The 26,143-nt window shown below is 37.6% G+C and carries 23 protein-coding genes; 11 read left to right on the forward strand and 12 right to left on the reverse strand.

Annotated features, from left to right (window positions below; all coding sequences use genetic code 11):
- Positions 1-269 precede the first annotated feature (269 nt).
- Entirely contained in the window at positions 270-806 is a 537-nt protein-coding gene (locus V6R96_RS19950) for a nucleotide exchange factor GrpE (protein WP_111956213.1), read from the forward strand.
- A gap of 106 nt (positions 807-912) precedes the next feature.
- On the forward strand, positions 913-2,031 hold the full coding sequence (gene dnaJ / locus V6R96_RS19955; protein ID WP_336380015.1) for a molecular chaperone DnaJ: 1,119 nt from the start codon (positions 913-915) through the stop codon (positions 2,029-2,031).
- 96 nt (positions 2,032-2,127) lie between these two features.
- On the opposite strand, the gene V6R96_RS19960 is transcribed toward dnaJ, so the two are convergent.
- Positions 2,128-3,027 carry a DUF808 family protein gene (locus tag V6R96_RS19960; protein ID WP_336380016.1) on the reverse strand — a complete coding sequence of 300 codons (900 nt, stop codon included), beginning with the start codon at positions 3,025-3,027 and terminating at the stop codon, positions 2,128-2,130.
- 165 nt (positions 3,028-3,192) lie between these two features.
- Between V6R96_RS19960 and V6R96_RS19965 the strand changes: the two genes are divergently transcribed.
- Both V6R96_RS19965 and V6R96_RS19970 read left to right on the forward strand, forming a co-directional pair.
- Positions 3,193-4,584: a serine hydrolase gene (locus V6R96_RS19965; protein WP_336380017.1), complete on the forward strand. Its 1,392-nt coding sequence runs from the start codon at positions 3,193-3,195 to the stop codon at positions 4,582-4,584.
- A gap of 103 nt (positions 4,585-4,687) precedes the next feature.
- Complete coding sequence (locus tag V6R96_RS19970) at positions 4,688-5,557, forward strand: alpha/beta hydrolase (RefSeq protein WP_336380018.1); 870 nt, start codon at positions 4,688-4,690, stop codon at positions 5,555-5,557.
- Between the two features lie 40 nt (positions 5,558-5,597).
- On the opposite strand, the gene V6R96_RS19975 is transcribed toward V6R96_RS19970, so the two are convergent.
- The 6 genes from V6R96_RS19975 to V6R96_RS20000 form a co-directional block, all read right to left on the reverse strand.
- The gene (locus V6R96_RS19975) at positions 5,598-6,293 is read right to left on the reverse strand and encodes a DedA family protein (protein ID WP_111956203.1); all 696 of its coding nucleotides are present in this window, start codon (positions 6,291-6,293) and stop codon (positions 5,598-5,600) included.
- 87 nt (positions 6,294-6,380) lie between these two features.
- Positions 6,381-7,493, reverse strand: coding sequence for a peptide chain release factor 2 (prfB, locus tag V6R96_RS19980; RefSeq protein WP_336380019.1), 1,113 nt, complete (start codon positions 7,491-7,493; stop codon positions 6,381-6,383).
- Positions 7,494-7,588: 95 nt separating this feature from the next.
- Positions 7,589-8,071, reverse strand: coding sequence for a hypothetical protein (locus V6R96_RS19985; RefSeq protein ID WP_111956199.1), 483 nt, complete (start codon positions 8,069-8,071; stop codon positions 7,589-7,591).
- A 17-nt stretch (positions 8,072-8,088) separates the two neighbouring features.
- Positions 8,089-9,195 (reverse strand): FAD-dependent oxidoreductase, encoded by a 1,107-nt coding sequence (locus V6R96_RS19990; RefSeq protein WP_336380020.1) that lies wholly within the window; start codon positions 9,193-9,195, stop codon positions 8,089-8,091.
- A 196-nt stretch (positions 9,196-9,391) separates the two neighbouring features.
- Positions 9,392-10,756: an ATP-binding protein gene (locus V6R96_RS19995; protein WP_336380021.1), complete on the reverse strand. Its 1,365-nt coding sequence runs from the start codon at positions 10,754-10,756 to the stop codon at positions 9,392-9,394.
- Between the two features lie 124 nt (positions 10,757-10,880).
- Entirely contained in the window at positions 10,881-11,867 is a 987-nt protein-coding gene (locus V6R96_RS20000; RefSeq protein WP_336380022.1) for an alpha/beta hydrolase, read from the reverse strand.
- Positions 11,868-12,069: 202 nt separating this feature from the next.
- Between V6R96_RS20000 and V6R96_RS20005 the strand changes: the two genes are divergently transcribed.
- The 3 genes from V6R96_RS20005 to V6R96_RS20015 all read left to right on the forward strand — a co-directional run bounded on the left by V6R96_RS20005 (position 12,070) and on the right by V6R96_RS20015 (position 14,595).
- Complete coding sequence (locus tag V6R96_RS20005) at positions 12,070-12,981, forward strand: ABC transporter ATP-binding protein (RefSeq protein WP_111956192.1); 912 nt, start codon at positions 12,070-12,072, stop codon at positions 12,979-12,981.
- On the forward strand, positions 12,974-13,819 hold the full coding sequence (locus V6R96_RS20010; protein ID WP_336380023.1) for an ABC transporter permease subunit: 846 nt from the start codon (positions 12,974-12,976) through the stop codon (positions 13,817-13,819). The genes V6R96_RS20005 and V6R96_RS20010 overlap by 8 nt, the downstream gene beginning before the upstream one ends.
- Positions 13,820-13,947: 128 nt before the next feature.
- Positions 13,948-14,595, forward strand: a complete 648-nt coding sequence (locus tag V6R96_RS20015; protein WP_336380024.1) for a hypothetical protein — start codon at positions 13,948-13,950, stop codon at positions 14,593-14,595.
- 86 nt (positions 14,596-14,681) lie between these two features.
- On the opposite strand, the gene msrB is transcribed toward V6R96_RS20015, so the two are convergent.
- The 4 genes from msrB to V6R96_RS20035 all read right to left on the reverse strand — a co-directional run bounded on the left by msrB (position 14,682) and on the right by V6R96_RS20035 (position 17,156).
- Positions 14,682-15,773, reverse strand: coding sequence for a peptide-methionine (R)-S-oxide reductase MsrB (gene msrB, locus V6R96_RS20020; RefSeq protein ID WP_336380025.1), 1,092 nt, complete (start codon positions 15,771-15,773; stop codon positions 14,682-14,684).
- Positions 15,774-15,793: 20 nt separating this feature from the next.
- Positions 15,794-16,237: a DUF417 family protein gene (locus V6R96_RS20025; protein WP_223558655.1), complete on the reverse strand. Its 444-nt coding sequence runs from the start codon at positions 16,235-16,237 to the stop codon at positions 15,794-15,796.
- 79 nt (positions 16,238-16,316) lie between these two features.
- Positions 16,317-16,589 (reverse strand): hypothetical protein, encoded by a 273-nt coding sequence (locus V6R96_RS20030; protein WP_223558654.1) that lies wholly within the window; start codon positions 16,587-16,589, stop codon positions 16,317-16,319.
- Between the two features lie 12 nt (positions 16,590-16,601).
- The gene (locus V6R96_RS20035) at positions 16,602-17,156 is read right to left on the reverse strand and encodes a sigma-70 family RNA polymerase sigma factor (RefSeq protein WP_336380026.1); all 555 of its coding nucleotides are present in this window, start codon (positions 17,154-17,156) and stop codon (positions 16,602-16,604) included.
- 306 nt (positions 17,157-17,462) lie between these two features.
- On the opposite strand from V6R96_RS20035, the gene alaS reads away from it, so the two are divergent.
- The 4 genes from alaS to V6R96_RS20055 all read left to right on the forward strand — a co-directional run bounded on the left by alaS (position 17,463) and on the right by V6R96_RS20055 (position 24,386).
- On the forward strand, positions 17,463-20,066 hold the full coding sequence (gene alaS / locus V6R96_RS20040) for an alanine--tRNA ligase (RefSeq protein WP_336380027.1): 2,604 nt from the start codon (positions 17,463-17,465) through the stop codon (positions 20,064-20,066).
- A gap of 159 nt (positions 20,067-20,225) precedes the next feature.
- Positions 20,226-22,640 carry a hypothetical protein gene (locus V6R96_RS20045; protein WP_336380028.1) on the forward strand — a complete coding sequence of 805 codons (2,415 nt, stop codon included), beginning with the start codon at positions 20,226-20,228 and terminating at the stop codon, positions 22,638-22,640.
- A 30-nt stretch (positions 22,641-22,670) separates the two neighbouring features.
- The gene (locus V6R96_RS20050) at positions 22,671-22,907 is read left to right on the forward strand and encodes a hypothetical protein (protein ID WP_111956178.1); all 237 of its coding nucleotides are present in this window, start codon (positions 22,671-22,673) and stop codon (positions 22,905-22,907) included.
- A gap of 9 nt (positions 22,908-22,916) precedes the next feature.
- The gene (locus V6R96_RS20055; RefSeq protein ID WP_336380029.1) at positions 22,917-24,386 is read left to right on the forward strand and encodes a M20/M25/M40 family metallo-hydrolase; all 1,470 of its coding nucleotides are present in this window, start codon (positions 22,917-22,919) and stop codon (positions 24,384-24,386) included.
- Positions 24,387-24,875: 489 nt separating this feature from the next.
- On the opposite strand, the gene ilvA is transcribed toward V6R96_RS20055, so the two are convergent.
- Positions 24,876-26,132, reverse strand: coding sequence for a threonine ammonia-lyase IlvA (gene ilvA / locus V6R96_RS20060; protein ID WP_336380030.1), 1,257 nt, complete (start codon positions 26,130-26,132; stop codon positions 24,876-24,878).
- Positions 26,133-26,143: the final 11 nt, after the last annotated feature.

A 26,143-nucleotide genomic window follows, 5' to 3' on the forward strand; every position in this document is an offset into this window, starting at 1 on the left:
TAATGAATAGTGAATTGGCAATTGTGAATTTTTACCACACCGGTAATTGACCATTAACTTGCGTAGCAAAATTGACCTTTCACAATTAAAAGTTTAGTGAATAGTGAATTGGCAATTGTGAACCTTATAACAGTCGTTAATTGACTATTGAATTGCACAGCAAAATTGACCATTCACAATCAATCAGCGTCTCTATTTTCTGCCTTAATGTCCATTTTTTGTATTTGGCAGGTTCTTTGTCAATCAATTCTTTAAATAAATATTGAATTATGGAAAACCAGGATATTAACGAAGAAAGCATCAATAATCAGGAAATAAACAACATTCAGGACGAAGCAGTATCTGAGGACAATGTGACAGCTAAACCTTCTGCAGAAGAACTTTTGGCAGAAGAAAAGGACCGTTATATCAGATTGTACGCTGAATTCGAAAATTATAAAAAAAGAACATCCAAAGAGAAAATGGAATTCTTCCAGTATGCCAACCAGGATATGATGGTTTCTATGCTGGGTGTTTTGGATGACTTTGAAAGGGCTTTAAAAGAAATTGCTAAAAACGGAAATCCATCTGACCTTCAAGGTGTTGAGCTGATCTATCAGAAGTTTAAAAACAAACTCACGGAAAAAGGCTTAAAAGCTATGGAAGTTAATGCAGGTGATACGTTCAACGTAGATTTCCATGAAGCCATTACTCAGATTCCTGCTCCATCTGAAGATCTGAAAGGCAAAATCGTAGATGTTATTGAAACAGGATATACTTTAGGTGATAAAGTGATCCGTTTTGCAAAAGTAGTAACAGGAAACTAATATTAAAATAAATGATAAATGATGATAGATAATTGATTGGCAGCAGGCTTTAAACCATATGCAATAAACATCAGTTATCATTTATCAGTAATCAATTATAATCAACATGTCAAAAAGAGATTATTACGAAGTTCTTGAGATCAGTAAATCTGCATCAGCTGACGAGATAAAGAAAGCATACCGAAAAATGGCCATCAAATATCACCCGGATAAGAATCCAGGAGATAAGGAGGCTGAAGAAAAATTCAAGGAAGCTGCAGAAGCTTATGAAGTACTGAGCGACGACCAGAAACGTGCCAGATATGACCAGTTCGGCCATGCCGGAATGGGCGGTAATGGAGGTTTCGGAGGCGGAGGCTTCGGCGGAGGGATGAACATGGAGGATATTTTCAGCCAGTTTGGAGATATTTTTGGTGGTGGCTTTGGCGGCTTTAGTGGAAACGGCGGAGGACGTCAGCAGGTGAAGGGGTCTAATTTAAGGATCAGAATCAAACTGAATCTTGAAGAAATGGTGAACGGAACACAAAAAACCATCAAAGTAAAAAAAATGAAGATGGCGGAAGGTGCCACCTCAAAAGTATGCCCTACCTGTAACGGTTCCGGTGTTCAGCTTAAAGTGATGAACACCATGTTCGGACAGATGCAGACACAGACTACCTGCAGTACCTGTCAGGGAATCGGTAAAGTGGCAGATAAAATTCCAGCAGGAGCCAATGCACAGGGATTAATAAAAGATGAGGAAGAAATTTCCATCAATATTCCGGCAGGGGCAAGAGATGGCATCCAGCTTAATGTAAGAGGAAAAGGAAATGATGCTCCTTTCGGCGGAATCCCGGGAGATCTTTTAGTGATCATTGAAGAGGAAGTAGATAAAACAATTAAGAGAGAGGGAGATAATCTTCACCAGGAATTATATGTTTCATTTGCAGAAGCAGCTTTGGGAACTAAGAAAGAAGTTCCTACGGTAGGCGGTAAAGTGAAAATTACTGTTGATCCGGGTACACAGTCCGGAAAGATCCTTAGACTGGCAGGAAAAGGCCTTCCAAGCATCGACAGCTATGGAAAAGGTGATATGTTCATTCACATTAATGTATGGACCCCACAAAAACTGACTAAAGAACAGAAAGATTTCTTTGAAAAGCAGATGTCAAGTGGAGAAATGGTTGCAGAACCTTCCGGAAAGGAGAAGACTTTTTTTGACAAAGTAAAAGATTTATTCAATTAATCCGGAGAGGCTTACAAGGCCTCTTTTTATTCAAATATAAAAAAAACTCAGCAGTACTGTATTGCTGAGTTTTTTTGTTGTTATATCTGTAAACAATTATTTTTTAAATGCCAGTGAGTAGATTTTCTTCCCTGCCGTAAAAATAGCTACAGCACCTAATCCTCCTATAAGACCAAGAATAATTTCCTTTAAAATAGTCAGAAATTCATTAGAAGACCAGGAAGGTAAAACATGGTGAAGAAATTCAATTCTATGGGCAAAAATACCACCAGCTACCATAATTAAGGCAATTGTCCCGATAACTCCCAAAGCCTTAATAACGATAGGGAGAGCTTTTACCAACACATGTCCAAGCTTTCCAAAAAATCCTTTATCATTACTTTTTTTGATTAGCTTAAATCCTGCATCATCCATTCTTACGATTAAAGCAACAATTCCGTAAACTCCCACAGTCGCAATAAATGCTACCAAACTGGTTACTAAAATCTGAGTAATGAAAGGATGATTTTCTTCCAAAACTGTTCCTAAAGCAATAATTACAATCTCAATTGATAAAATAAAATCTGTAGTAATTGCCGATTTTACCTTTGCTTTTTCTATCTCTTCATCACTTTTTTCATCCTCAATTATTTCTTCCACAACTTCATGACCTTCTTTTTCGCGGTGAAAAAGAAATTCTATAATTTTTTCAACCCCTTCAAAAGCTAAATATAATCCTCCGAGAATCAATACGTAATTAATTGCAGGTGCATACAGCCAGTTGAGCAAAAATACAACGGGCAGAATGATCAATTTGTTGATAAATGAGCCTTTTGTAATTGCCCACAAAACCGGAATTTCCCGTGAAGAAAGGAAACCTGTGGCCTTCTCTGCATTCACAGCCAGATCATCGCCAAGGATACCCGCTGTTTTCTGTGTGGCTATTTTACTTGTCACCGCTACATCATCCATCAGTGCCGCGATATCATCTAAAATTGCAAAAAAACCAGATGCCATATTATTTTAATGTTTTTTTAATATATGTTAAGTCGAGCAAAAATAATTATTAAAATCTATTTTCAATTTGTTTCTGGATATTAATTTTAAATATTTTCTGATGAGGAGCGGTTTAATTGAAAAAACTCTGCTTACTTTTACCCTGTTAAAAAAAACGGCAATACCATGAACTGTAAACATTATATTTTCTTTTTAGGGTGTATAACTTTTATATCCAGTACATTCTGTTCTCCATTCAAGGCCCAAAATACAACGGATGTTCCCGTGGATAACTTAGAAAAGAAAAAAAAGGAAATAGATGGGATTATCAGGGCTTATTCTGCAATTAATAAATTTAATGGAACAGCACTGATCCATTATCAAAATAAAACCATCTTTGAAAAATCTTATGGCTGGCAGAACGCAGAAAAGAAAATTCCTAATCAAAACAACAGCATTTACCAGATTGCTTCTTTAACGAAATCTTTTACTGCATTAACTATCATAAAGCTAAGCGAAGAAGGAAAACTTTCCGTAAAGGACCCTATTTCTAAATTTATTGCAGGTTATCCCAGAGGAAATGAAATTACAGTCGAGCATCTCCTCACCCACACTTCAGGAATTTATGAACCATTGCGAAACAAGGAATATTTCCGTCTTCTTCATACGGGAGAAAGCATCAGCCCAAATAAGGAAATTTCCTTTTTCAAGGATGAGCCTTTAGATTTTGAACCGGGAAGCCAGTTTTCATATACCAATTCGGGATATATTCTGCTTGGAGTTATTATTGAAAAAATTACAGGCCTTTCTTATGAAGATGCTGTGAGAAAATTCATCTTAGATCCCCTGAAAATGAATCATACGGGCTTTGATTACCCAGCTTTGAAAAGTCCGGACAAAACCGTTCCTTACGCTTACCTTTCAAAAACAAGACAGGAAAAAACAGAAATATGGAATCCTGAATTAACAGCCTCTGCAGGGCAGATTTACAGCACAGCTGAAGATCTTTACAAATACTATAAAGGACTCAGAGATTATAAGATTGTTTCTAAAGAAACGTTCAGGAAAGCAACAACACCTTTTCTAAGCGGTTACGGCTACGGCTGGTTTATTGATGATCTTTACGGAAAGAAAGTGATTAATCACGGAGGAAATATTGAAGGTGCGACAAGTTATTTGGCGATGATTCCTGATGATGACATCTGCATTATACTGCTCAACAATATTACCAGTAAAAAGCTGGAGAAAGCGGGCAATACGATTCTGGGTGCGCTTTTAAATCAACCTTATGAGCTTCCAAAGCCAAAAAAAGAAATACTACCGGACGATTCCATTCTTAAAAAATATGCAGGTAATTATACATTGTCGGAAGATAATACAATCCATATTTTGTATGAAAATGGGCAGCTTTTTATTCAGAATAACAACGAACCAAAAGTAAGAATGCTGGCTGAAAATGACCATTCGTTTTTTCTGCAGGATGACGACAGTGAAATTACCTTTATTTTCAAAGAGGGCGAGAAAGGTGTAATTACCATCAAAAAAGGACTTTCATCAAAGACAGGAGAAAAGCTTTAAGCCTTAATTTTTCTCATCTCTGTGTATGAATATTGGATTCCTGCCTATCAAAAATCATTATCTAAAAACCTTACTTACTATAATTTTTCTGTAATTTTAATTAATGAAAAAGCTCATTCTGAGATACCATTTCTTTGTTGTAGGATGCCTTAGTTTCGTGCTGCAGTCATGCAATACAAAATTCAGGGTTTGGGTAGGCACCGGCGGACAGCAGAAAATATATAATTTAAAATACGGGGAGCATAAAAGGCAGAAAATGGACGTTTTCCTTCCTTTGGATTATGCACAAGATGTACCTGTAGTACTTATTGTACATGGCGGTGCCTGGACTCTGGGGAAAAAGGAACACATGATCCAGGTGCAGAAAATGCTTTTTGAACATAAGATTCCGAGCATCAATATGAATTACAGGCTTGTTTCAAAGCGTAAAAATATCACTTATAAGCAGCAGCTGGAGGATATTGGCGCTGCCATTGAAAAGTTTAATTCCCTGGCTGAAAAAGCAGAGCTTCAACCCAATAATTATATTCTGCTTGGGGAAAGTGCCGGCGGTCATCTTGCCCTACTCTACGGATACAAACATCCTGAACAGATCAAAAAAATTATTTCAATGAGCGGTCCGACGGATTTTTACAGCCCGGAATACCTGAAATCATTTTATTCAAAATATACTTCTCCAACCTTCCAGAAAGTGGTAGGAACAAAATTTGACCGGAAAAATATATCTGAAGCATTTAGAGAAGCGAGTCCGATTGCCAATATATCCAACGTTCCCACATTACTTTTTCAGGGTAATAATGACTTTCTGGTGAATCAGCATCAGGGATTGTCCATGGATTCTGTGCTTACCGAACAGAATGTACCCCATAAACTTGTTTTTATGAAAAGAACAGGTCATGCCCCGAGGTTTTTCAGCAAAATAAAAAGAGACAGCATTATCTATCCGAATATTCTGGAATGGATAAAAAAATAACCTGCCGAAAAGACAGGTTATCTATATTGTTTTATATTTTTTATTCAGGATCTTTGTCTTCGTATTTAGAGAAGTCTTCTTTCTTCCCAAAAACAAATTTGATGATTACCGGAAGTGTTGTTACTAACACGATGATGATGATAATCAGTTCCAGCTTCTCTTTTAAATTGATTCCGAACTGCTCCTGGAAAAGCTTGTCCAGATAATGTCCGGCAAAGATGAGGATGAATGACCAAAGAACTGCGCCGATAATATTATCTCTTAAAAATTCTTTTTTGTCCATTTTCACAATACCCGCAACAATTGGAGTAAAGGTTCTTACCACCGGTAAAAACCTGGCCATGATGATCGCCAGTGCTCCGTGCTTTTCAAAAAAATCGTGGGCCTGGTAAAGGTATTTCTTCTTAAACAGCATGGTATCCTGCTTTTTATATAAAGCGGGACCTGTTTTCACTCCAAAATAATATCCAACCTCATTCCCAATAATAGCAGCAAGTGCTACACAGGAAGCCAGAATAGTCGTGTCTAAAAAGTCGCTCCCAGTGGAGCCAAAAGTCTCTTTGATAATTTCAACAGCGTAAATTCCTGACACAAACAGTAATGAATCTCCGGGCAGGAAAAATCCTACAAAAAGACCTGTTTCAGCAAAAACAATAAATAAAATAAGCCAGAACCCACCCATTTTGATATAAAACTCGGGGTTCAGTAAATCTCTCCAGCTATTGAAATCTTCCATATATAACGATTAACAACAAAAGTAAGCGTAAAAAGTCTTAAACAAAAATTAATTATAAGATTTTAACTAAAATAAGGACATGATATTTTACAAGTCCATATCATCGTCTGAAACAGCGGTACCATCGGCCATGAGGTAAGCTTTCAGGAATGGCGTAAGATTTCCGTTCATGACGGAATCCACGTCTGAAGTTTCGTGACCGGAACGAACATCTTTCACCAGTTTATACGGATGCATCACGTAGTTTCTGATCTGGCTTCCCCATTCTATTTTCATTTTATTGGCCTCTATCTCGTTTCTTGCTTTCATACGCGCCTCAAGCTCCATTTCATAAAGTCTTGAACGAAGGAGCTGCATGGCTTTTTCTTTGTTCTGAAGCTGGGAACGCGACTCTGAGTTTTCAATAATAATTCCGGTTGGTGCATGGCGAAGACGTACGGCAGTTTCTACCTTGTTGACGTTCTGTCCCCCGGCTCCGGAAGACCTCATGGTTTCAAATGAAATATCGGCAGGATTAATGTTAATTTCAATGGTATCGTCCACTAAAGGGTAAACATATACTGAAACGAAACTGGTATGGCGTTTTGCATTGCTGTCGAAAGGGGAAATCCTTACCAGCCTGTGTACCCCGTTCTCGCCTTTCAGATATCCGAAGGCATATTCACCATCAATTTCCAGTGTAACGGTTTTTACTCCGGCTACCTCACCTTCCTGATAGTTAAGCTCACGGATTTTATAGCCTTGTTTTTCTGCCCACATGGTATACATTCTCATCAGCATCGAAGCCCAGTCGCAACTTTCCGTACCTCCGGCTCCTGCAGTAATCTGAAGAACAGCAGAAAGCTCATCTCCTTCATTGGAAAGCATATTTTTAAATTCCAGGTCTTCTATTTTTTCTACAAGCCGTGGAAATGTTTCATCCAGCTCTTTTTCAGAGTCCGGATCTTCTTTGGCAAATTCTGCAAGAACCTGCAGGTCCTCAAACTGGGTACTGATCTCTTCATAATCTTCTACCCATCTTTTTTTGGAACGGAGCTGCTTCAGAAATACTTCAGCTTCTTTTGGATTGTCCCAAAATTCGGGTGCAGCGGTTTTTTCATCATCATTCGCTATTTCTATCTTCTTTTTTTCGATCTGAAGGTATTTATATAAGTCGCCAATTCTGGACTGAACTTCTTTTATCTGGTCGTTGTTGATCACGAATTTGTTATTTTATGCAAAAATACGGAATTCTTTTAGAGTGACGAGATTTTGAATTTTGAGTTGATCGTTTTTTAAAACCCTATAGGTAATATTTATTCACTGATTATTTTAGCATCAAAATTCTTTTCGAAGTATTCTTTTGATTTTTTACTTTCACTTTTAAAACCATACATCGTTAAAGCATAAACAAATAATAACATGAACATAGGCGAAAAAAATTCCAAAGATTTCAAATCTTCCATGACTAGGATGCCTATTAAAAACAATACAACAAATCCACACCAGAAAATTAAGAAAACAAATACAATCCAATGCAATTGCATGGTAATCTTTATCTGTGTTTCACCATTGTTTTTCTGAATGGTTCCGCTTATTTGAGGAAGGAAAGAATTTCTGTTTTTGATAACTCTTTGGATTTCAAAACTGTTATTATTCACAGATCCTTCATATTCCTTTATTGGGTTCCTTCCAAAACCAAATTTTCTGGGTTCAACAAAACTTGAAAGCCTTGTTATTACTTCCTGTTCGGACAAATTTGTTCTATAAATGATCCGTTCAAAAGGTAAATATTTCATTCGTCATAATTTTATATTTAAATCATTTCAGCCATTATTTCTCCTATTTTCGGGGCCAGCGCCACTCCCATTCCTGAAAGTCTTACGGCACAGTACTGTTTTTCTGAAAGCTGTTTTACAATCGGTATTTTTTCTGAACCCATAGCCATAATTCCAGACCAGCGGAGCGCAATCTTAAAGTCTTGCCCTGGTAAAATAACTTCTTTTAAAAAGTTTTCCAAATGTTTCTGTAGAAATTCTGTGGTTTCAAAAGCGGTTGTTTCTTCGGTTTTAAAATCCTGATTTCTTCCGCCGCCTAAGAGAACCCTGTTTCCAAGGTTTCTGAAATAATAAAATCCTTCGTCATAATGGAATGTCCCTCTGAGCTTTAATCCATCAATTGGCTCGGTTAAAAGAATCTGTCCCCGTGCCGGGATAATTTCCTCTTTTTCAAGAAACTTTGCACTGAAAGCATTCGTGCAGTAAATAATCTGATCCGACTTTACAGAAAGATTCTCCGAAAGACATATCTCGATTTCTCCTGTATTCTCATCAATGTTTTTCACTTCTGTTCCAAACAAGAATTCGACTTTCAGTTCATTACATTTTTCTAAAAGCTTCTGCAATAATTTTCCGGAATGCAGACTTCCTTCGCAGGGATTTTCTACCAAAAACTTAGATTTCCCAAGACCGAATTCTTCGATCTTCTTCTGGTTAAGAAAATAGGTTTTTTCGAGACCGGTTATCTCTTTCAGCTTTTCATTGACCGTATCTAATTGTTGTAAAGATTCATCATTATTTAGAATTTCATAGCCTCCATTGAGCTCAAAATCTATTTCGCTGTCCTTAAAATATTTTCTGATCTTCTGGAGCCCTTCAAACCTCATCTTAACAAGAGCAAGGGTTTTTTCCCAGCCCATGTTGCCGGAATCGGCAATGACTTCCGTTAAGCTTCCAAAGCAGGCAAAACCTGCGTTTCTAGTTGAAGCTCCGAGCGGAACGGTATTTCTTTCAATAATTAAAACAGATTTTTCAGGATATTTTTCCTTAGTGGATATAGCAGTCCAAAGCCCGGAAAATCCTGATCCGATGATGACGATATCTCTTTTTCTGTAAAAGGTTTCCAGTTCCCAGATGCTGTTCATTTTTTGTACAATGTAGAATGTATGTATGTTAAAAGAATTTGAACCAAGAGTCAAGAATCAAGAGTCGAGAGTCAAGAGCCAAGATATCAGATTTCAAATTTCAGATTAAAGATTTCCATCCTCAAACGTTATCGCGTTCAAGCTCTCTTACTCTAAAACTCTCCCACACTAAAAACTCTCAAACCCGAATCCCGCATTACCCTTTTTCAGGATCATGTCCCTCTTCACCATTATGCTGAAAACCGATTGCTCTTCTTGGCTCTTCAACGGCTTTATAAGTATCCAGTTCTTTTTTCAGAGCCTGAATCCTGAATTTAAATTCGTCGAAATTATTGATCACAGCATCTGCCAGGAATCTTGCAACCTGATCCAGATACTCCCCGGTCAGCTTTCCGGCAGCATCTCTCAGTGCCGCTTCCAAAAGTTTCTGATCGATCTTAAAATTTTCATTTTTGGTCTGCTGATATCGGTTTTTAAGACGTTTCTTCAGACTCTGCGTAAAATCAATGAGCATTGTATTGCTGAATGCCTTCATTTTAGATGAAATCTCATGCCAGAACGGAACTTTATCGGCTTTGTTATTTTTAAGAATTTTATACAAAAGAGAATCTTCTTCAAGCTCTCTTGTCATCGCATACAGAATAATCTCTGAACGCTCTGCAGCATTGGGAGGGAATATAGGAATCATCACATCAAATCTTCCCGGAGCGAGAATTTCTTCATCAATCTCCGAAACAGAATTGGCGGACCCCACCATCAACAGCTCTTCTTTTTCAAATTTCCCGATATAATGCAGGATTAATTCCTGGGTTTCCAGATTACAGGAAGCAAGGTTTGTTTCCGCTTTTCTCTCCATCATAATCTCATCAAAATCGTCAAGAAAAAGCAGAACTTTTTCTTCTTTCATCATGGTGAGCAGAAAATCATTGAAGTTGGTTTTATTTCCGTCTATGAAAGAGGTTCCCAAATAATGTTTTTTGACTTCTTTAAATTGATATCCGATAATCTCGGAGATTTTGGTCGCCCAGAATATTTTCCCACTGCCGGGAGGCCCGTACAGAATAATGCCTGCCGGTTTGTGAATGCCCCAATCTTTGATCTGCTGAGGATTTAAGAATGGTTCTAAAACAGCCGATATATAAAAGAATAAGTCTCTGTATCCGATAAAATCTCTATGTTGAAGAGTCGTTTTTTGCCCGAAATAATCATAGACAAACTGATAATTGCCACCCAATTTATTATCTATACCATAACTTGAGATTGAGGAACGGAAGAAGCCGTTATCAAAAATATTGGGATTTCCTTCTTTAATCGCTTCTTCGATCTTTTCTTTGGGCTGATTGATCACCTCAGCGATCTGCTCCAGGGTTTTATTTTTGTCCAGATCTTTTTCATAAAGCTTTAAAAAGTCCAGGTTTTCACGGGCAAACTTTTCGAAATCTTTCTTTACTTCAAAGTTTGTACTGATGCATACACCCAGCTCAAGATCAAAATCCTGGATAAACTGTTTGATGGCTTCTGCTGAAACATTAAGCTCCTTAGCTAACTCAATTAACTTCATAAACTACCGATTAATTCTATCAAATTTAATATTTTAATCTTAAAATCTATGGGAAAATATATTAAAGTTTAACATAAACCCACCCTGGTCTTATGAAGAAGAAAAACAGGAAAGCAAGAGCCTTTTACTTAACCGTAACTTTTTTAACCATATCGTTTACAGCTTCTTCTATGATCTTCGGCTGGTCCTGATTAATATAGTGTCCACTTTTTGGTACAATGATCTGTTTACTGTTGGTAGATAAATTCAGCAAATCTTTCTGCATTTTATCCCACGCTTGAAGCATTTCGTTTTTTAATTTCTGATCTTTAATAAAGGTATTATATCTTGTCTTATCACCTGCTGTAATTACACACAAAGGAATTGAGCCAAAAGAATTGATGGCAGCAGCTTCAGCTTTAATAGATTTCATATGATCCTGTTCTTCCAGGGTAGCATCAGCACTTTTGTAAAGCAGCGCAGGCATCACAGAGTTTTGGAATTTATACTCAGTCGTGGCCGGAAACATATTTTCAAACATCAGTCTTGCCATACCGAAAGTATTTGCAAACTGGAGAAATCCTCCCGGAAGCCCTTGATTTACCATTTTATGCATTTCAGGTGACAGGTATTTTTCATCTGCCGGATATTGGCTGTCTACCAATATCACTCCTGCTACATCCGCCGGATATTTTTGTACGAAGAACCGGGTAAGCATTCCCCCGAAGGAATGTCCGACAAGGATATAGGGCTTCGGGGCTTTTGATTTTTCGAGAAGCGTATGAAGTTCTTCTGCCATTTTTTCGCCTGTTTTAGGGTTTGTTCCCCGCTCACTCCACAGAATCCCGGATCTGTCATAAGAAAATGTAGTATAGGTTTTCGGAAGATTTTTCTGGATATGATACCACTGCAGATGACCCGCTGGATCGAAAGCTGTTTCGAAAACGACTGTAGGTCCGCCCTTTCCTTCCTGTAAATAGTGTATTTTATGGTTTTCAACTTCTGCAAACTGGCCATCCGGCTGGATTTTTTCAGCTATTGAACGGGATATTTTTTCAAAAATAAATCCGGTAATTAGTAATAGGATGACGATTAAAAGCAAGGCCATTAACAGTCTTTTTATCCATTTCATAATATTCATAGTTTGTTTTTTTTGTTGTGATAGTTTCCTCAATAGGTCTGTACTCCATAAAAATAGTTACATCTATAAAACAATAAGACCGTGAATCTTGTTACAGTGAGTTTTGGTATTTGGCAAAAATATTATCTAAAAAAACAATAACGCTGTAACAATCCCTTAATTACATAGACTACTACTATGTAAAACAAATTACATGGAAAAAATTTTATCAGTAAAGAATTTAACCAAGAAATTCAAGAGAACTGTTGTCAACAATATCTCTTTTGATGTAGAAAGAGGAAATGTTTATGGCTTATTAGGACCAAACGGGAGCGGAAAATCCACGACATTCGGAATGCTGTTATCTACGATCAATCCAACCAGCGGAGATTGGTATTGGTTTGGGCAGAAAGGAACGGATCCGGATACCTTGAAAAAGATTGGAGCTATTATAGAACAGCCTAATTTTTATCCGTATCTGGATGCTGAAACGAATCTGAAGATCGTCGCTGAAATTAAAGGAACTCCTCACACAAGAATTGATGAAGTCCTGAAAACCGTTGGTCTTTTGGAAAGGAAAAAAGATGCTTTCAAAACATATTCTTTGGGGATGAAGCAACGTCTGTCCATAGCATCAGCCATGCTGAATAATCCGGAGGTGATGATTCTTGACGAACCTACCAACGGACTGGATCCTGAAGGAATTATCCAGATCAGAGATATCATCAGCAAAATTGCCAAGCAGGGTATCACTATTATCATTGCCAGTCATCTTCTGGACGAAATTGAAAAGATCTGCAGCCACGTTATTGTTTTGAAGGAAGGAAATTCCATTTATTGCGGACGGGTGGATGAAATAACGGCTAACAACGGATATTTTGAGCTAAAGGCGGACAACAATACACTTCTTTTAAATGCCCTGGAGGAGCTTCAGTGGTTCAGTGCTGTAAAAGCAGACGGTGACATTATCAAGGCTCAGATTCGAGATGACGCCTCTATATCTGCCTCAACTTTAAATCAGAAGCTTGCCGAAAAAGGGATTTATCTTTCTCATTTAACGAAGAAAAAACTGTCTCTGGAGTCTCAATTCCTTGAACTCGTAAAAAACACGAATACCCATGCTTAAACTATTAAAATTAGAATATTATAAAAACCTGAATTACAAACCGTTCAAGGTTTTCACAATCTTATATTTCGCCATTCTCATCGCTCTTCTTTTCATCGGGCTGGTGGATCTGAATGTTTTCGGAGGAACTGTTAATTTAAAAGAAGAGGGCATTTATAATTTCCCGGAGATCTGGAATTTCACCACCTGGATTGTCGCTTTGCTAAAGATCTTTCTTGGATTAATTATTGTTTTTTCAATCTCCCAGGAATTCACCAACAGAATGTTTAAGCAAAATACGATCGACGGACTGAGCAGAAAGGAATTTATAAGTTCAAAGCTTTTAACAATTACCATCTTTACAACAGTTTCCACATTGATTGTGTTTATCATTACTATGTTTTTGGGACACCAGTATTCCAAGGTTACTGATGCTTCAAAAATTTATGCAGAGGTTTACTATATCGGAAATTATTTTGTAAAGCTGTTTACATTCTTCTCTTTCCTGATGTTCCTTTCTGTATTACTGAGAAAATCTATGTTTGTATTCCTGGGTTTCTTCGCATATTGGGTTGCTGAAAAGATTTTAGCAGGTTTGGAAGCTTACCAGAAACTAACAGGAATGCAGGGCGAACAGAGGAAAGCTGTGTTGGAAAATGATTTTTTCATCACCAGCATGTTACCCTTGGAAAGCATGTCAAATCTGATTCCTAATCCTTTGATGCGTTTGAATATGCTGAAAGTTATGGGTGTAAAATACGATGCTCATTATCCTACGGAAAGTATGATTGCCTGCATCATCTGGTCTGTGATCTTTATTGGGGGTTCTTACTGGATTCTGAGAAAGAGGGATTGGTAGACATTTGAGATTAAAAGATTAAATAATGAAGTGGTCCTTTGGATCACTTTTTATTTGGATAGTGTTAAAAAGTCAAGGGTAATCATCCAGATAATCAATTTTTTATTATTTTTATCAAAAGGACGAAAATGAAAAAGATTTATTATTTTCCGGGACTGATCAGCGCCATTATTATTCCGCTGCTGTTCTGGTATTATGGCAACCGGAAGTTTGAGGAAGTGAATTTTACTGCTATGGATATCTGGCTTCCTGCAAAAACAAAAGCTGGAGAGAAGCCATCCTTTTTAAGTTTTGAACCTTATAGAAACTGGAGTTATAAAAAAATAAAGGTAGCTCCAAATCAAGCAAAGAAAAACACAAAGCTTTACGTTGCTGAAATTAAGAATTTGCAGAAGAGAAATGAGAAAAATTCAGGTATTGAATTTATTCTTGATGACCGCAACACCTATAATGATCTGGTTGCCTTACTTAATGATGTAAAACTTGCGGGACAATTCAGCTACACTCTGGATGTGGAAAAAACATGGCACTTTTTTGTTACCCATCATTATGTTGGTTCGAATATTCAGATACTGGATGATTCTTCATTTACCCGATGTGGTACAGGACTTTTTGCTAATTACCAACCGAACAATGCATGGCTAAAAGAATTTCAAACATTTGAATCGCAGCTTATTCAACTTCCCAAACAATCGTTTTATCTCCTATTCGGATTTTTATTTCTGGTGAACATGTCGATGCTAAGCATTAAAGAGAGGTTTCAAGCTCATTTCTAGGTATTCAAATATCTGCGCTATCAGCGAGAGAACTTTTGCATTTGATCTAAATAAAAAAGACCGCCTTTCAGCGGTCTGTCTTCATATTACTTTTTATCCAGCAGAGAGAGATAATCTCCGTAGCCTTTTTTCTCCATGTCAGCTTTTGGAATAAACTTCAGCGAAGCACTGTTGATGCAGTATCTAAGACCGCCTTTATCTGCAGGACCGTCTGTGAAAACGTGTCCAAGGTGAGCGTCTCCTGTTTTACTTCTTACCTCCACCCTTACCATTCCGGCAGATTTGTCCATTTTCTCATCGATCAGTTTTTTGGTAATCGGTTTTGAAAAACTTGGCCATCCACAACCTGATTCAAACTTATCGGTTGAAATAAACAGGGGTTCTCCTGTGGTGATATCTACATAAATACCTTCACGCGTTTCGTCCCAGTATTCATTCTGGAAAGGTCTTTCCGTTGCGTTTTCCTGGGTTACTTTATACTGTTCTTCAGTCAGCTTTTCTTTCAAAACTTTTTTATCCTGCTTCTGGTATTTTACTTTGGGAAGCGGGTTGGCATTTTTAGCCATTTCAAAAAGGCCTGGTTCAATGTGACAGTAACCTCCCGGATTTTTGCCTAGATAATCCTGATGATAATCTTCCGCTTTATAGAAGTTTTTCAACGGAATTGTTTCTACTACAACCGGCTTGCTGAAATTCTTAGATAATTTCGTAACTTCTTCTTTTACAATAGCCTCTGTATCTTTATCTGTAGAATAAATCCCTGTCCTGTACTGATCTCCCCTATCATTTCCCTGTTGGTTTAAACTTGTCGGATCAATTGTTTTAAAATACAAATCAATCAGCAGCCTAAGATCAACCTGTTCAGGATCATATTTCACTTTTACCGTTTCAGCAAAACCTGTCGTATGACTTACCACCTGCTCATACGTCGGATTTTTAACATTTCCGTTTGCGTAGCCAACTTCAGTTCCTACAACGCCACGAATTTGTTGAAAAAAGTGTTCTGTTCCCCAGAAACATCCGCCTGCAAAATAAACTTCTTTTACATTTTTACTATCCATAATGGTCTCATTTTTTCTTTTAGTTTCAGTGGATTTCATTTTTTTTGAATCTCCACAACTCATTGCAAATACTCCTATTCCCAGAATCATTCCGAGTAATATTAATATATTTTTCATTTTTATCTTTTTATTTGTATTCATTTTTTTTGAAATATCATTAATCCAAATCCTAAAAGCATTAGATCTTTCAGAATAAAAAAATCTGTGACAGGAACTCCATCCACTATTTTCCAGATTCCGGGAGTGGTAAACAGATAGCTCAGTGTTACAAGAAATGTCATAATCATCCCGCCTCCGGCATACTTTCTTAGAGATGCAAATTTCACACTAAATATCAGTAATAAAGCAATGATAATTTCTATCACTCCGATAGCATTTGACACCATCTGGATGCCTGCTATTTTATATACGAAAAAAGTAAGGAAATGGTTTTCGACCAGAGGTTTAATGGCAGCAGCTTCTGTGGGTGTGAATTTAAATACGCCAATCCAGAGTAAAATAAACGCGGCACCAAAAAGCGAAATATAATATCCTGTTTTGTACGTCGGCGATTCTACGTTAAGTTGTAATGTTCCGTTCATGTCTTTAAGATTTTGAATGATCCTTTATTATTGTCAAAAGTATAGTCGGAAACATTTCAAAATCCTGACAGCATTTCTTCTAAAGATTTAATTTTTCTAAAACTTTATTTTTAACACCCTGAATATCAGAATCATTAATTTCAGTATTCTCTTTTTGAGACAGTTTACGTTTTAAAATATCATCCAAAATTTTAAGTTTCTCTTCATAAGCTCTGCACCATTTACAGATCTTTATGTGCATGGAAAGCTGCCAGTCTTCCTTTTGGGAGATCGCTTTGGCATTCCTTTTTTCCATCAGCATTGTGGCTTTGCTGCATGGCAGGAACAGAATATGAATAAATTTTCTCAACATTTTATGATATGGTTATAAGTTGGCAAACCAGTTGGCCTCAAGGCACTCCCTCAGCTGCATTCTGCTTCTCTGAAGAATCTTCCATAGATTGGTCGCAGAAATCTGCAATTCCTGACTCACTTCCGGTGCTTTTTTTTCCTGAAGATAATACATTTTCATCGGAATCTTCCATCTGGCGGGCAAATCCTCAATGCAATCTTCCAGCGTTTTATTGAAATCATTATTATCCAAAAGCTCCGGCTCTTTATCCGAAACATTCCAGTCATTCAAAACACTGTCATTCTTCCAGGAACCTGATTCATCAAAAAAATGATCCAGCCTGATCTCCGGTTCTGATTTATATTTTTTACGGTAAAAATCGGCAGCTTTTCTGTTTAAAATAGCCGTCAGCCAGGTTAGCGGCTGGCTTTTTTCTTCAAAAGAGTCATAAGACGAATAGGCCGCTAAAAACACATCCTGTACCAGATCTTCTGCTTCCACTTTATCTGAAAGCAGATAAGCTGCTCTTTTCAGAAGAGGCCCGGAATACTGTTCTACCCAGCTTTTCAGCACTTCATTTTTCGTCATTTTTTATTCTTTAATATCATAAAAACTCATTTTATCAATTGCGCAGAACATTATATATTGAACTTCGAAATCATAAAAATCTATCAAGGCTTTATTTAATATTAAAACGAATATAAAAAGTTAAATGATAATATACAAAGTTTTATTACGATCGTCATTGCAACTACAGGTAAAGCAATCTCAAAATATAAACACTTCCCGTCCTACACCATTCAAAACATAGCATAAAATTATTTACAAATCGCTTAAAAACATTAAATTTGCATCTTATCAAAAATTTGATAGTTTTAAAAGCAAAGCAATACTATGACATCACAAGAGATACGTCAAAAATTTTTAGATTATTTTAAAAGTAAAGACCACCTTATCGTTCCTTCAGCACCTATCGTTCTGAAAGACGACCCTACCCTTATGTTTTCCAACTCAGGAATGACACAGTTCAAAGATTTCTTCTTAGGCTACAAAACGCCTACGGCACCAAGAATTGCAGATACACAGAAATGCCTTAGAGTTTCCGGAAAGCATAATGACTTAGATGATGTGGGAAGAGATACATACCACCACACCATGTTTGAAATGTTGGGAAACTGGTCTTTTGGTGATTATTTCAAAAAAGATGCTATTGCTTTTGCCTGGGAACTATTGACTGAAGTATTCGGAATTCCAAAAGAAAATTTATACGTAACTATTTTCGAAGGAGATACTTCTGAGAATTTGGAAAGAGATCAGGATGCTTACAATTTCTGGAAATCACACATTTCGGAAGACAGAATTATCAATGGAAACAAAAAAGATAATTTTTGGGAAATGGGAGAAAGCGGACCGTGCGGACCGTGTTCAGAAATCCACGTTGACCTTAGAACTGAGGAAGAAAAAGCTAAAGTTTCAGGACTTGATCTGGTAAATAACGACCATCCTCAGGTAGTGGAAGTATGGAACCTGGTATTCATGGAATTCAACAGAAAGGCAGATAAAAGTTTGGAAAAACTTCCTCAGCAGCATGTGGATACAGGAATGGGCTTCGAGCGTCTGTGTATGGCACTTCAGGGCAAATCTTCAAATTATGATACCGACGTTTTCACTCCGCTTATTGCTAAAGTGGAAGAACTTTCAGGTAAAAAATATACGGGAATTTTAGAAGACGAAAAAGATATTGCAATCCGTGTTGTGGTAGACCACATCAGAGCGGTTGCTTTTGCAATTGCTGACGGACAGCTTCCTTCCAATGGAGGTGCAGGGTATGTAATCCGAAGAATTTTAAGAAGAGCAATCTCTTATTCTTACCGATTCCTAGGAATGAAAGAACCTTTCCTTTACAAACTTGTTGCTGTACTTCAAGAGCAAATGGGACCTTTCTTCCCTGAGATCGAAAAGCAGGGGAAACTGGTTTCCGAGGTGATCAAAAGTGAGGAAGATTCATTCTTAAAAACTATTGAAAACGGACTGATCAGAGTTGAAAAGTTGATTCAGCAGACTATTGCAGATAATTCAAAAGTATTACCAAGCGAAGAAGTTTTTGAATTATATGATACGTACGGGTTCCCGGATGATTTAACGAGAATTATTGCAGAAGAAAAAGGACTTACCATTGATGAAGCGGGATTCAAAGTTGAAATGGAAAAGCAAAAACTCCGTTCCAAAGCTGATTCTGCTCAGAAAGTGTATGACTGGGTAACTTTAGAAACAAAACCTGAAAACTTTGTAGGATATGATCAGATCGAGTCTGAAACCTATATTACCCGATACAGAAAAGTAGAAAACAAAGACGGAGAATTTTATCAGGTAGTACTGAGCAGTTCTCCATTCTATCCAGAAGGCGGTGGCCAGGTGGGAGACAAAGGTATTCTGGAAAATGCCGTTGAAAGCTTTGAAGTTTTAGAAACCAAAAAAGAAAACGGACTGATCATTTCCCTGATCAATGGTCTTCCGAAAGATGCCGGAGCTGTTTTCTATGCTAAAGTTGATGCAACCGACAGGAAAAATTCTCAAGCGAATCACTCGGTAACTCACCTTTTACATGAGGCATTAAGAGAGGTTTTAGGAACACACGTGGAACAGAAAGGTTCTTACGTAGGTCCTGATTATCTTCGTTTCGACTTCTCTCATTTCAATAAAATGACGGAAGAAGAACTGGCATTGGTAGAAGAAAAAGTAAACCACAAGATCAAAGAAAGCATTGCTTTACAGGAGTTCAGAAGCATTCCTATTCAGGAGGCTTTGGATAAAGGAGCTATGGCTTTATTCGGTGAAAAATACGGTGACAATGTGAGAATGATCCAGTTTGGAAGTTCTAAGGAGCTCTGCGGGGGAACTCACGTAAAAAATACAATCGAAATCGGTCATTTCAAAATTACTTCCGAAGGTTCTGCTGCTGCAGGGATCAGAAGAATTGAAGCCATTTCAGGAGATAAATCTGAGGAATACTTCAAAAATCTGGAAAATCAGATTCATGAGCTTTCTCAACTATTGAAGTCTAAAGATGTTGTAAGATCTATCGAAAAACTGATTGAAGAAAATATATCTTTAAAATCTGAAGTGGAAGCCCTTAAAAAAGAAAAAGCAAAAGGCGAGATCGGTGAATGGAAAAATGCTTACGAGCAGAAAGGCAACAAGCAGCTGTTGGTGAAGAAAACTTCCCTGGATGCAGGTTCTGTGAAAGACATTGTATTCCAGCTGAAGAGAGAAATCCCATCTTCGGTAACGATTATTCTTTCCGATGCAGACGGAAAACCAATGATCACCGTTGGAGTTTCTGATGATCTGGCAGCAGATTATCAGGCAGGAGCTATCGTAAAAGACCTGGCAAAAGAGATCCAGGGAGGCGGAGGCGGAAATCCGGGCTTTGCAACAGCGGGAGGTAAAAACCTTGACGGCCTGGAAAATGCTTACCAAAAAGCTTTGAATATTTAGGAATAATCCTTTTATCATAAAACATCAAAACTCCTGAAAATCTCAGGAGTTTTTTTTCTCTATTTTTTCTATCTGAACCTTAGATGAAATCAATGTATTAACAAATCATAAAAACTTTCTCAACACAAGAAATATTACTACTTTTGACCTAATTCTTGCATGAAAAGGTTTTTAGTTTTATTGTTTTTGATGATCAGCTTCTTTGGTTTTACCCAATCAAGGATTAAGGTCATTGATGAAACCGACCAGAAACCAATATCCAACGCCAAAATATCCTGTGATGGAAAGGTTTTAGGCTTTACAGATATCCAGGGCACCCTGGAATTTAAGTCCTCCTGCAGTACCCTTGAAATCCAGGCAGAAAAATATCAAAATCAGACAGCATCTGTTGAAGCAGACATGGAAGTTTTGATGATGAAAAAAATATCAAAAACAACGGATATTGAAACTGTAATCATTGAAGACCGAAGCGATCCCCGGGCTTTGGAAATCCTTAAAAAGGTGAACAGGCTGTTCAGGGAGAATTCGCCAAAAAGTTTAGGCTCCTACTCTTTTAAATCTTACGAGAAAATATCCCTGGATATCGATCAGGACAGTATTTCGCAGTTTAATCAGTTTTTTAATGATACTCAGTTTTTCAAAAAAAAGAGGGAAAAAGATTCATTAAATAATATCTCCGCCAAACAGATCTTTTCAAAAAGCAAACTCTTTCTGTGGGAAAGAGCGCAGGAATTTTTATATTCCAAACAATATGGTGAAAAGATTAATGTCCTGGACAACCGGATTTCCGGTCTAAAGCAGCCGATCTATGAAATGATCGCCATTCAGCAAAGCAACAGAGATAAAATCCCCAACCAGATCAAGCAGGAAAACAGAGGGCTTTACCGGTTTTTTCTTTCGGATACCATTGAAGTGAACGGAAGAAAAACTTTCGTGATCCGTTTTCGTGAGGTGAACTATAAAAAATCAGATAAAAGGAGAAAATACAACGGTGCGATCTATATAGATACCGAAACCTACGGCATCGAGAAGATCGAAAATTTTAGCAAAAACAAGAACGACGGTATTATTACGAGTACCTGGATTTTTTATAATAACAAATGGTTCCTGGCTCAGGAAAAAGTAAAACTGAGAATGAGCAGGGTGGCCATGGAAGAGGAAGGCAAAGGAAAGACCGAAGAGCACCATGGGAAAAAGGATAGAACCAGTTTTGGGACGTATGCTTTTCTCACTTCTACTTATTTTGACTTCAAGTCGCCAATTGAGGAAAACCAGAATGATTTTAAAGGCTATACATTTTCAGTAAAAAATGCAGATGGACACCTTTTGGATCAATACAGAACCGATCCACTGACGGAAAGGGAAAGAAATACATATACTACGATAGACAGTCTGGGTAAAAAATACAATATCGATAGTAAAGCAAAAATCCTGACCGGGCTTATCAATGGGCAGATCCGGATGGGAATTGTAGATTTCGCAGTAGATGAAATTGTAAACTACAACCTGTATGAAGGCTTCAGATTAGGTTTGAAGGCAAAGATTAACGAAACTTTTAATCCTTATTTTTCACCGGATTATTATTTCGCGTACGGCTTCAAAGACGATAAATGGAAATATGGGATCGGTCTTGATATGAAGACCTCTCTGGATAAAAATTCATTTTTCAGAGCTGAATATTATAATGATGTGACGGCATCGGGAGAATTCTATAGACGACTGTGGAATTTCAAGATGAGAACAATGAATTACGGAAATAACATCAACAATGATAAATACTACCATTACAGAGGTGCTTCCCTATCCTATCTGAACGATGTTACAAACGGACTGACACTGGTTTTCGCAGCCAAAAGAAATGTTGAAGAAGCTAAATTTGATTATGAATTCCGGGGGAAAGGCGGTGAGTTTGATAATTTCAATACCTTGTTTACCTTAAAATATTCACCGAATTCTACGAATATCATGACTCCTCAGGGAAAATCCATCATCGATCAGAAATATCCCGAGCTGTATTTCAACTATGAGCAGAGTTACAAAGTTCTGGGAGGAGATTTCAATTACACGCGTTTTGATGCCCTGTTTGTGCACAATTTTAAAACGATGTTCGGAACTACCGGATTCAGGTTGTATGGCGGAATGGTATTAGGTGAAGCGCCTATCTGGAAACATTTTACAATGAATGGGCTGGCCTCTCCAAGAAAGGATTTTAATTTCAACTTTACGTCTTACCTGGGTTTTGCAACGCTGGAGGGTGGAAAGTATTACAATGATAAATTCGTTGCCTATTATTTCACCCACAAACTTCCTTTGTATTTTAAAAGTTTCGGACAGAATATTTCGAGCTTTGATTTTGTACTGAGAGGAACAATCGGAGATATGAAGCATCCGGAATATCATGAGTTCAAATTCAGAAAACTGGATCATCTGTATCAGGAAGTGGGTCTGGAATGGAATAATTTCTTATCAAGTTATTTTAATTTAGGACTATTCTACAGAGTTGGATATTACACCACTCCCAATTTCAAGCAGAATTTTGCCATCCAGTTCAAACTGAAACTATTAGAATTTTAAATAATATTTATAAATACATAAAAACAAAAGATGCAGCGAATAGAAATAAAAGCGGAACAGTTTTTTGAATTATTAAAACTAAAAGACACTTCAATGTGGGAGATTTTCTCGCAGATGATCGATGGTAATGAAAAGGAAATTATATTTCTTAACAATGAAGATAAAGTCCTTTTTAATTATATCCTCCCTGCCGAACAGGAAAAACTTGAGGAAGACAGAAAAGAATTTTCAAAACAGTTCTCAGATAAATTGGCTAACTTCAATTAAAAATTTTAAATGAATAAAAGCTACATATTCTCTCTATTGAGTATTTTCCTTTTCAGCTTTGGGACTGCTCAGAATTATAAAAAGCCTTTAGTTTCTGCCATCAAAGAAGCCGATTTAAGGAAAGACATGTATGAGCTGGCTGCAGATCAGTTCTGGGGACGTGAAGCAGGAACTTTAGATGAATTAAAAGTTTCGATGTGGCTTGCTGACAAAGCCAAAGAAGCCGGAATGAAACCCGCCGGTGACAATGGTACATTTTTCCAGTTTTTTGATATGTATAGGCATCAGGTGACCCCTCAAAGTAGTTTGAAAATTGGAAACAGCAGCCTTAAGCTCTGGAAAGATTTTCTTGTTGCAGAACCCGTCAATGCAGCGATTGATTCCGAAATTGTGTACGCAGGAAATACAGAGCCTGAAGGGCTTTCCAAATTAAATATCAAAGGAAAAGTTCTTGCAGTGAATGCCTCCGATAAAAACATCAACAAGGAAATGACTCTTTTTGTAAGAAGATATCCCGGTTTTGTAAGAACAAAATATTACAATAAAGCTCTTGAACTGGGCGCAAAAGCCGTGATTTTCATCACCGATGATATTTCTGAAAAAAGCTGGGTTGAAGTTCTTCCTCAAATGACAAGAGGAACCTACGGCGTGGAAGGTCTGAGAGAGAAAATAACGGATAATATTCCTGTTGTATGGATCAAGAGAGAAAATGCAGACTGGGTAAAAAACAATCCTAAAATTGCGCTGAACCTCATCACAGAAACCTACAAATATCCTTCTGTAAACATCATCGGAAAAATTGAAGGCACAGATCCTGCCCTTAAAGAAGAATACGTTTTGCTGAGCGGTCACCAGGATCATGACGGAATCAGACATCCTGTGAAAAATGACACCATCTACAACGGTGCCGACGATAATGCCAGTACATGCGTTGCCATGCTAGCCATGGCCAGAGCTTACAAGAAACAGCCCGGAAAAAGAAGCATTTTGTTTGTTTTCCATGGAGCGGAAGAAAGAGGATTACTGGGTTCCAGATGGCACGCTGCTCATCCAGTAGTTCCGAAAGAAAAAATCGTAGCCGTTCTGAACGGTGATATGATCGGCAGAAATGATAATAATGAAGCCGCTCTTCTGGGAGGAAATGCCCCGCATAAAAACTCTGAGGAACTGGTAAAAATGGCTGAAGATGCCAATAATGAAAGTACAAAATTCAAATACCTGAAAGACTGGGATTCTCTAAATCACGCTGAATATTTCTACTTTAGAAGCGATCACTTACCATATGCAAAAATTGGAATTCCAGCCGTATTTTTCACCAGCGTACTGCATGACCAGTACCATACCCCTCAGGATGAATCTGAAAATATCAACTACAAAAAGTTGTATAAAATGACGGAATGGATGTACAGGACATCCTGGAAAGTAGCCAATGAAGCTGAACGTCCGAAAGTGATTTCTAATTTTACGCTTGAGAGATAAATAAAAGTTTCGGCGGCCCTCCGGGCCGCCGAAACTCATTTTTTATGTCATTGCGAGGAGCGAAACGACGAAGTAATCTCTTTATTCTTTATTTTTCAGATTGCTTGCTTACATTCTGCCAGATATTCTACATTATTCTTTTGTCTTGAAACAAAAGAATAAAAAATTCAAGTCCTGGAAACTTCCGCTAAAAATAAATCCTGTTCTCTAAAAATTCTAAAACTTGCGCGGATGTATTATTTCTGCTTCGTTTTCAGTCACAGTCCCGCGCTTCGGACAGTAGAATTTTCTTAACGTTCACAGTATTTATTTTCTTAACGCTCCATTTTCCGAAGCCGGATTATAGTGGCTAAAAAAGCAATATTCAGCAAACATTATAACAAATCAACAATATTAAATTTTATCACAGATAAAATCCTTGCGCCTTAACAACGCATTCTATGAAAAAAATAGCGTCTTTGCGAGAAACCAACACTATACATACACATTTTAAATAAGCAGATTCATCAAAGACGGATCATTATTCAGATAATTGACAAAAAAGTCATATTTCTTCATGTTATCGAGCAGCGGAGTAAAATCTTCACTATCTTTTAATCCAATTCCTAAAACAGCAATTCCTTTCTCCTTTGAGTTCTTTTGCGTGTATTCAAAAAAAGTAATGTCATCATTCGGCCCCAAAACATTCATCACAAAGGTTTTCAAAGCCCCCGGACGCTGTGCAAATCTAACGAGAAAATAATGCTTTAACCCTGCATGAAGAAGAGCTTTTTCTTTGATCTCTTCCATCCGGGTAATATCATTATTACTGCCACTGATGATACAGACCACATTTTTTCCTCTGATCTGATCTTTATATTTTCCCAGTGCAGCCACAGAAAGAGCCCCGGCAGGTTCCACAACCACAGCATCTTTATTGTAGAGGGAAAGAATAGTTTCGCACACCATTCCTTCATCCACTAAAGCCATATCGTGCAGCACATTTTTACAGAGTTCGAAATTAAGATCTCCTACTTTCTGTACAGCCGCTCCATCTACAAAACGGCTGATTTTTTCAAGAAGCACCGGTTGACCTTTTTCCAGTGCCTTTTTCATGCTTGCCGCTGCAGAAGGCTCCACTCCTATAATCTTCGTATGTGGAGACAATTCTCTGAATACAGAACAAACGCCTGCAGCCAAACCACCGCCTCCAACCGGAAGAAAAAGATAATCAATGGGCTCATCCGACTGCTCAAGAATCTCCAGCGCTGCCGTTGCCTGACCATTAATAATATCCTGATCATCGAACGGGTGAATAAATATCCCCTGATTCTCTTTACAGAACTTCAATGCGGCATCTTTAGCTTCATCGAAAGTATCCCCGTAAAGCACAATATCTATATCATCTCCTCCAAACATTTTCACCTGTTCCAGCTTTTGTCCCGGCGTAGGCAAAGGCATGAAAATAGTTCCTTTCACCTTCATCGTACTGCATGCAAAAGCGACCCCCTGAGCATGGTTTCCCGCACTGGCACAAACCACACCTTTTGCAAGATCTTCAGGAGACATCACCGCCATTTTATTGTAAGCTCCCCTGATTTTGTAGGATCTCACCTGCTGCAGATCTTCTCTTTTAAAGCTTACCTTCGCGTCATAAATACCGGAAAGGTTATTATTAATAGCCAGAGGTGTTCTTACCACTACATTTTTGAGTCTTTTTGCTGCTTTATAGACATTGTCCAAAACAGAAGGATATGTTTCTTCCATTATTTTCGTGA

Source organism: Chryseobacterium sp. CCNWLW53 (assembly GCF_037083525.1).
In the GTDB taxonomy this organism is placed as follows: Bacteria; Bacteroidota; Bacteroidia; order Flavobacteriales; family Weeksellaceae; genus Chryseobacterium; species Chryseobacterium lathyri.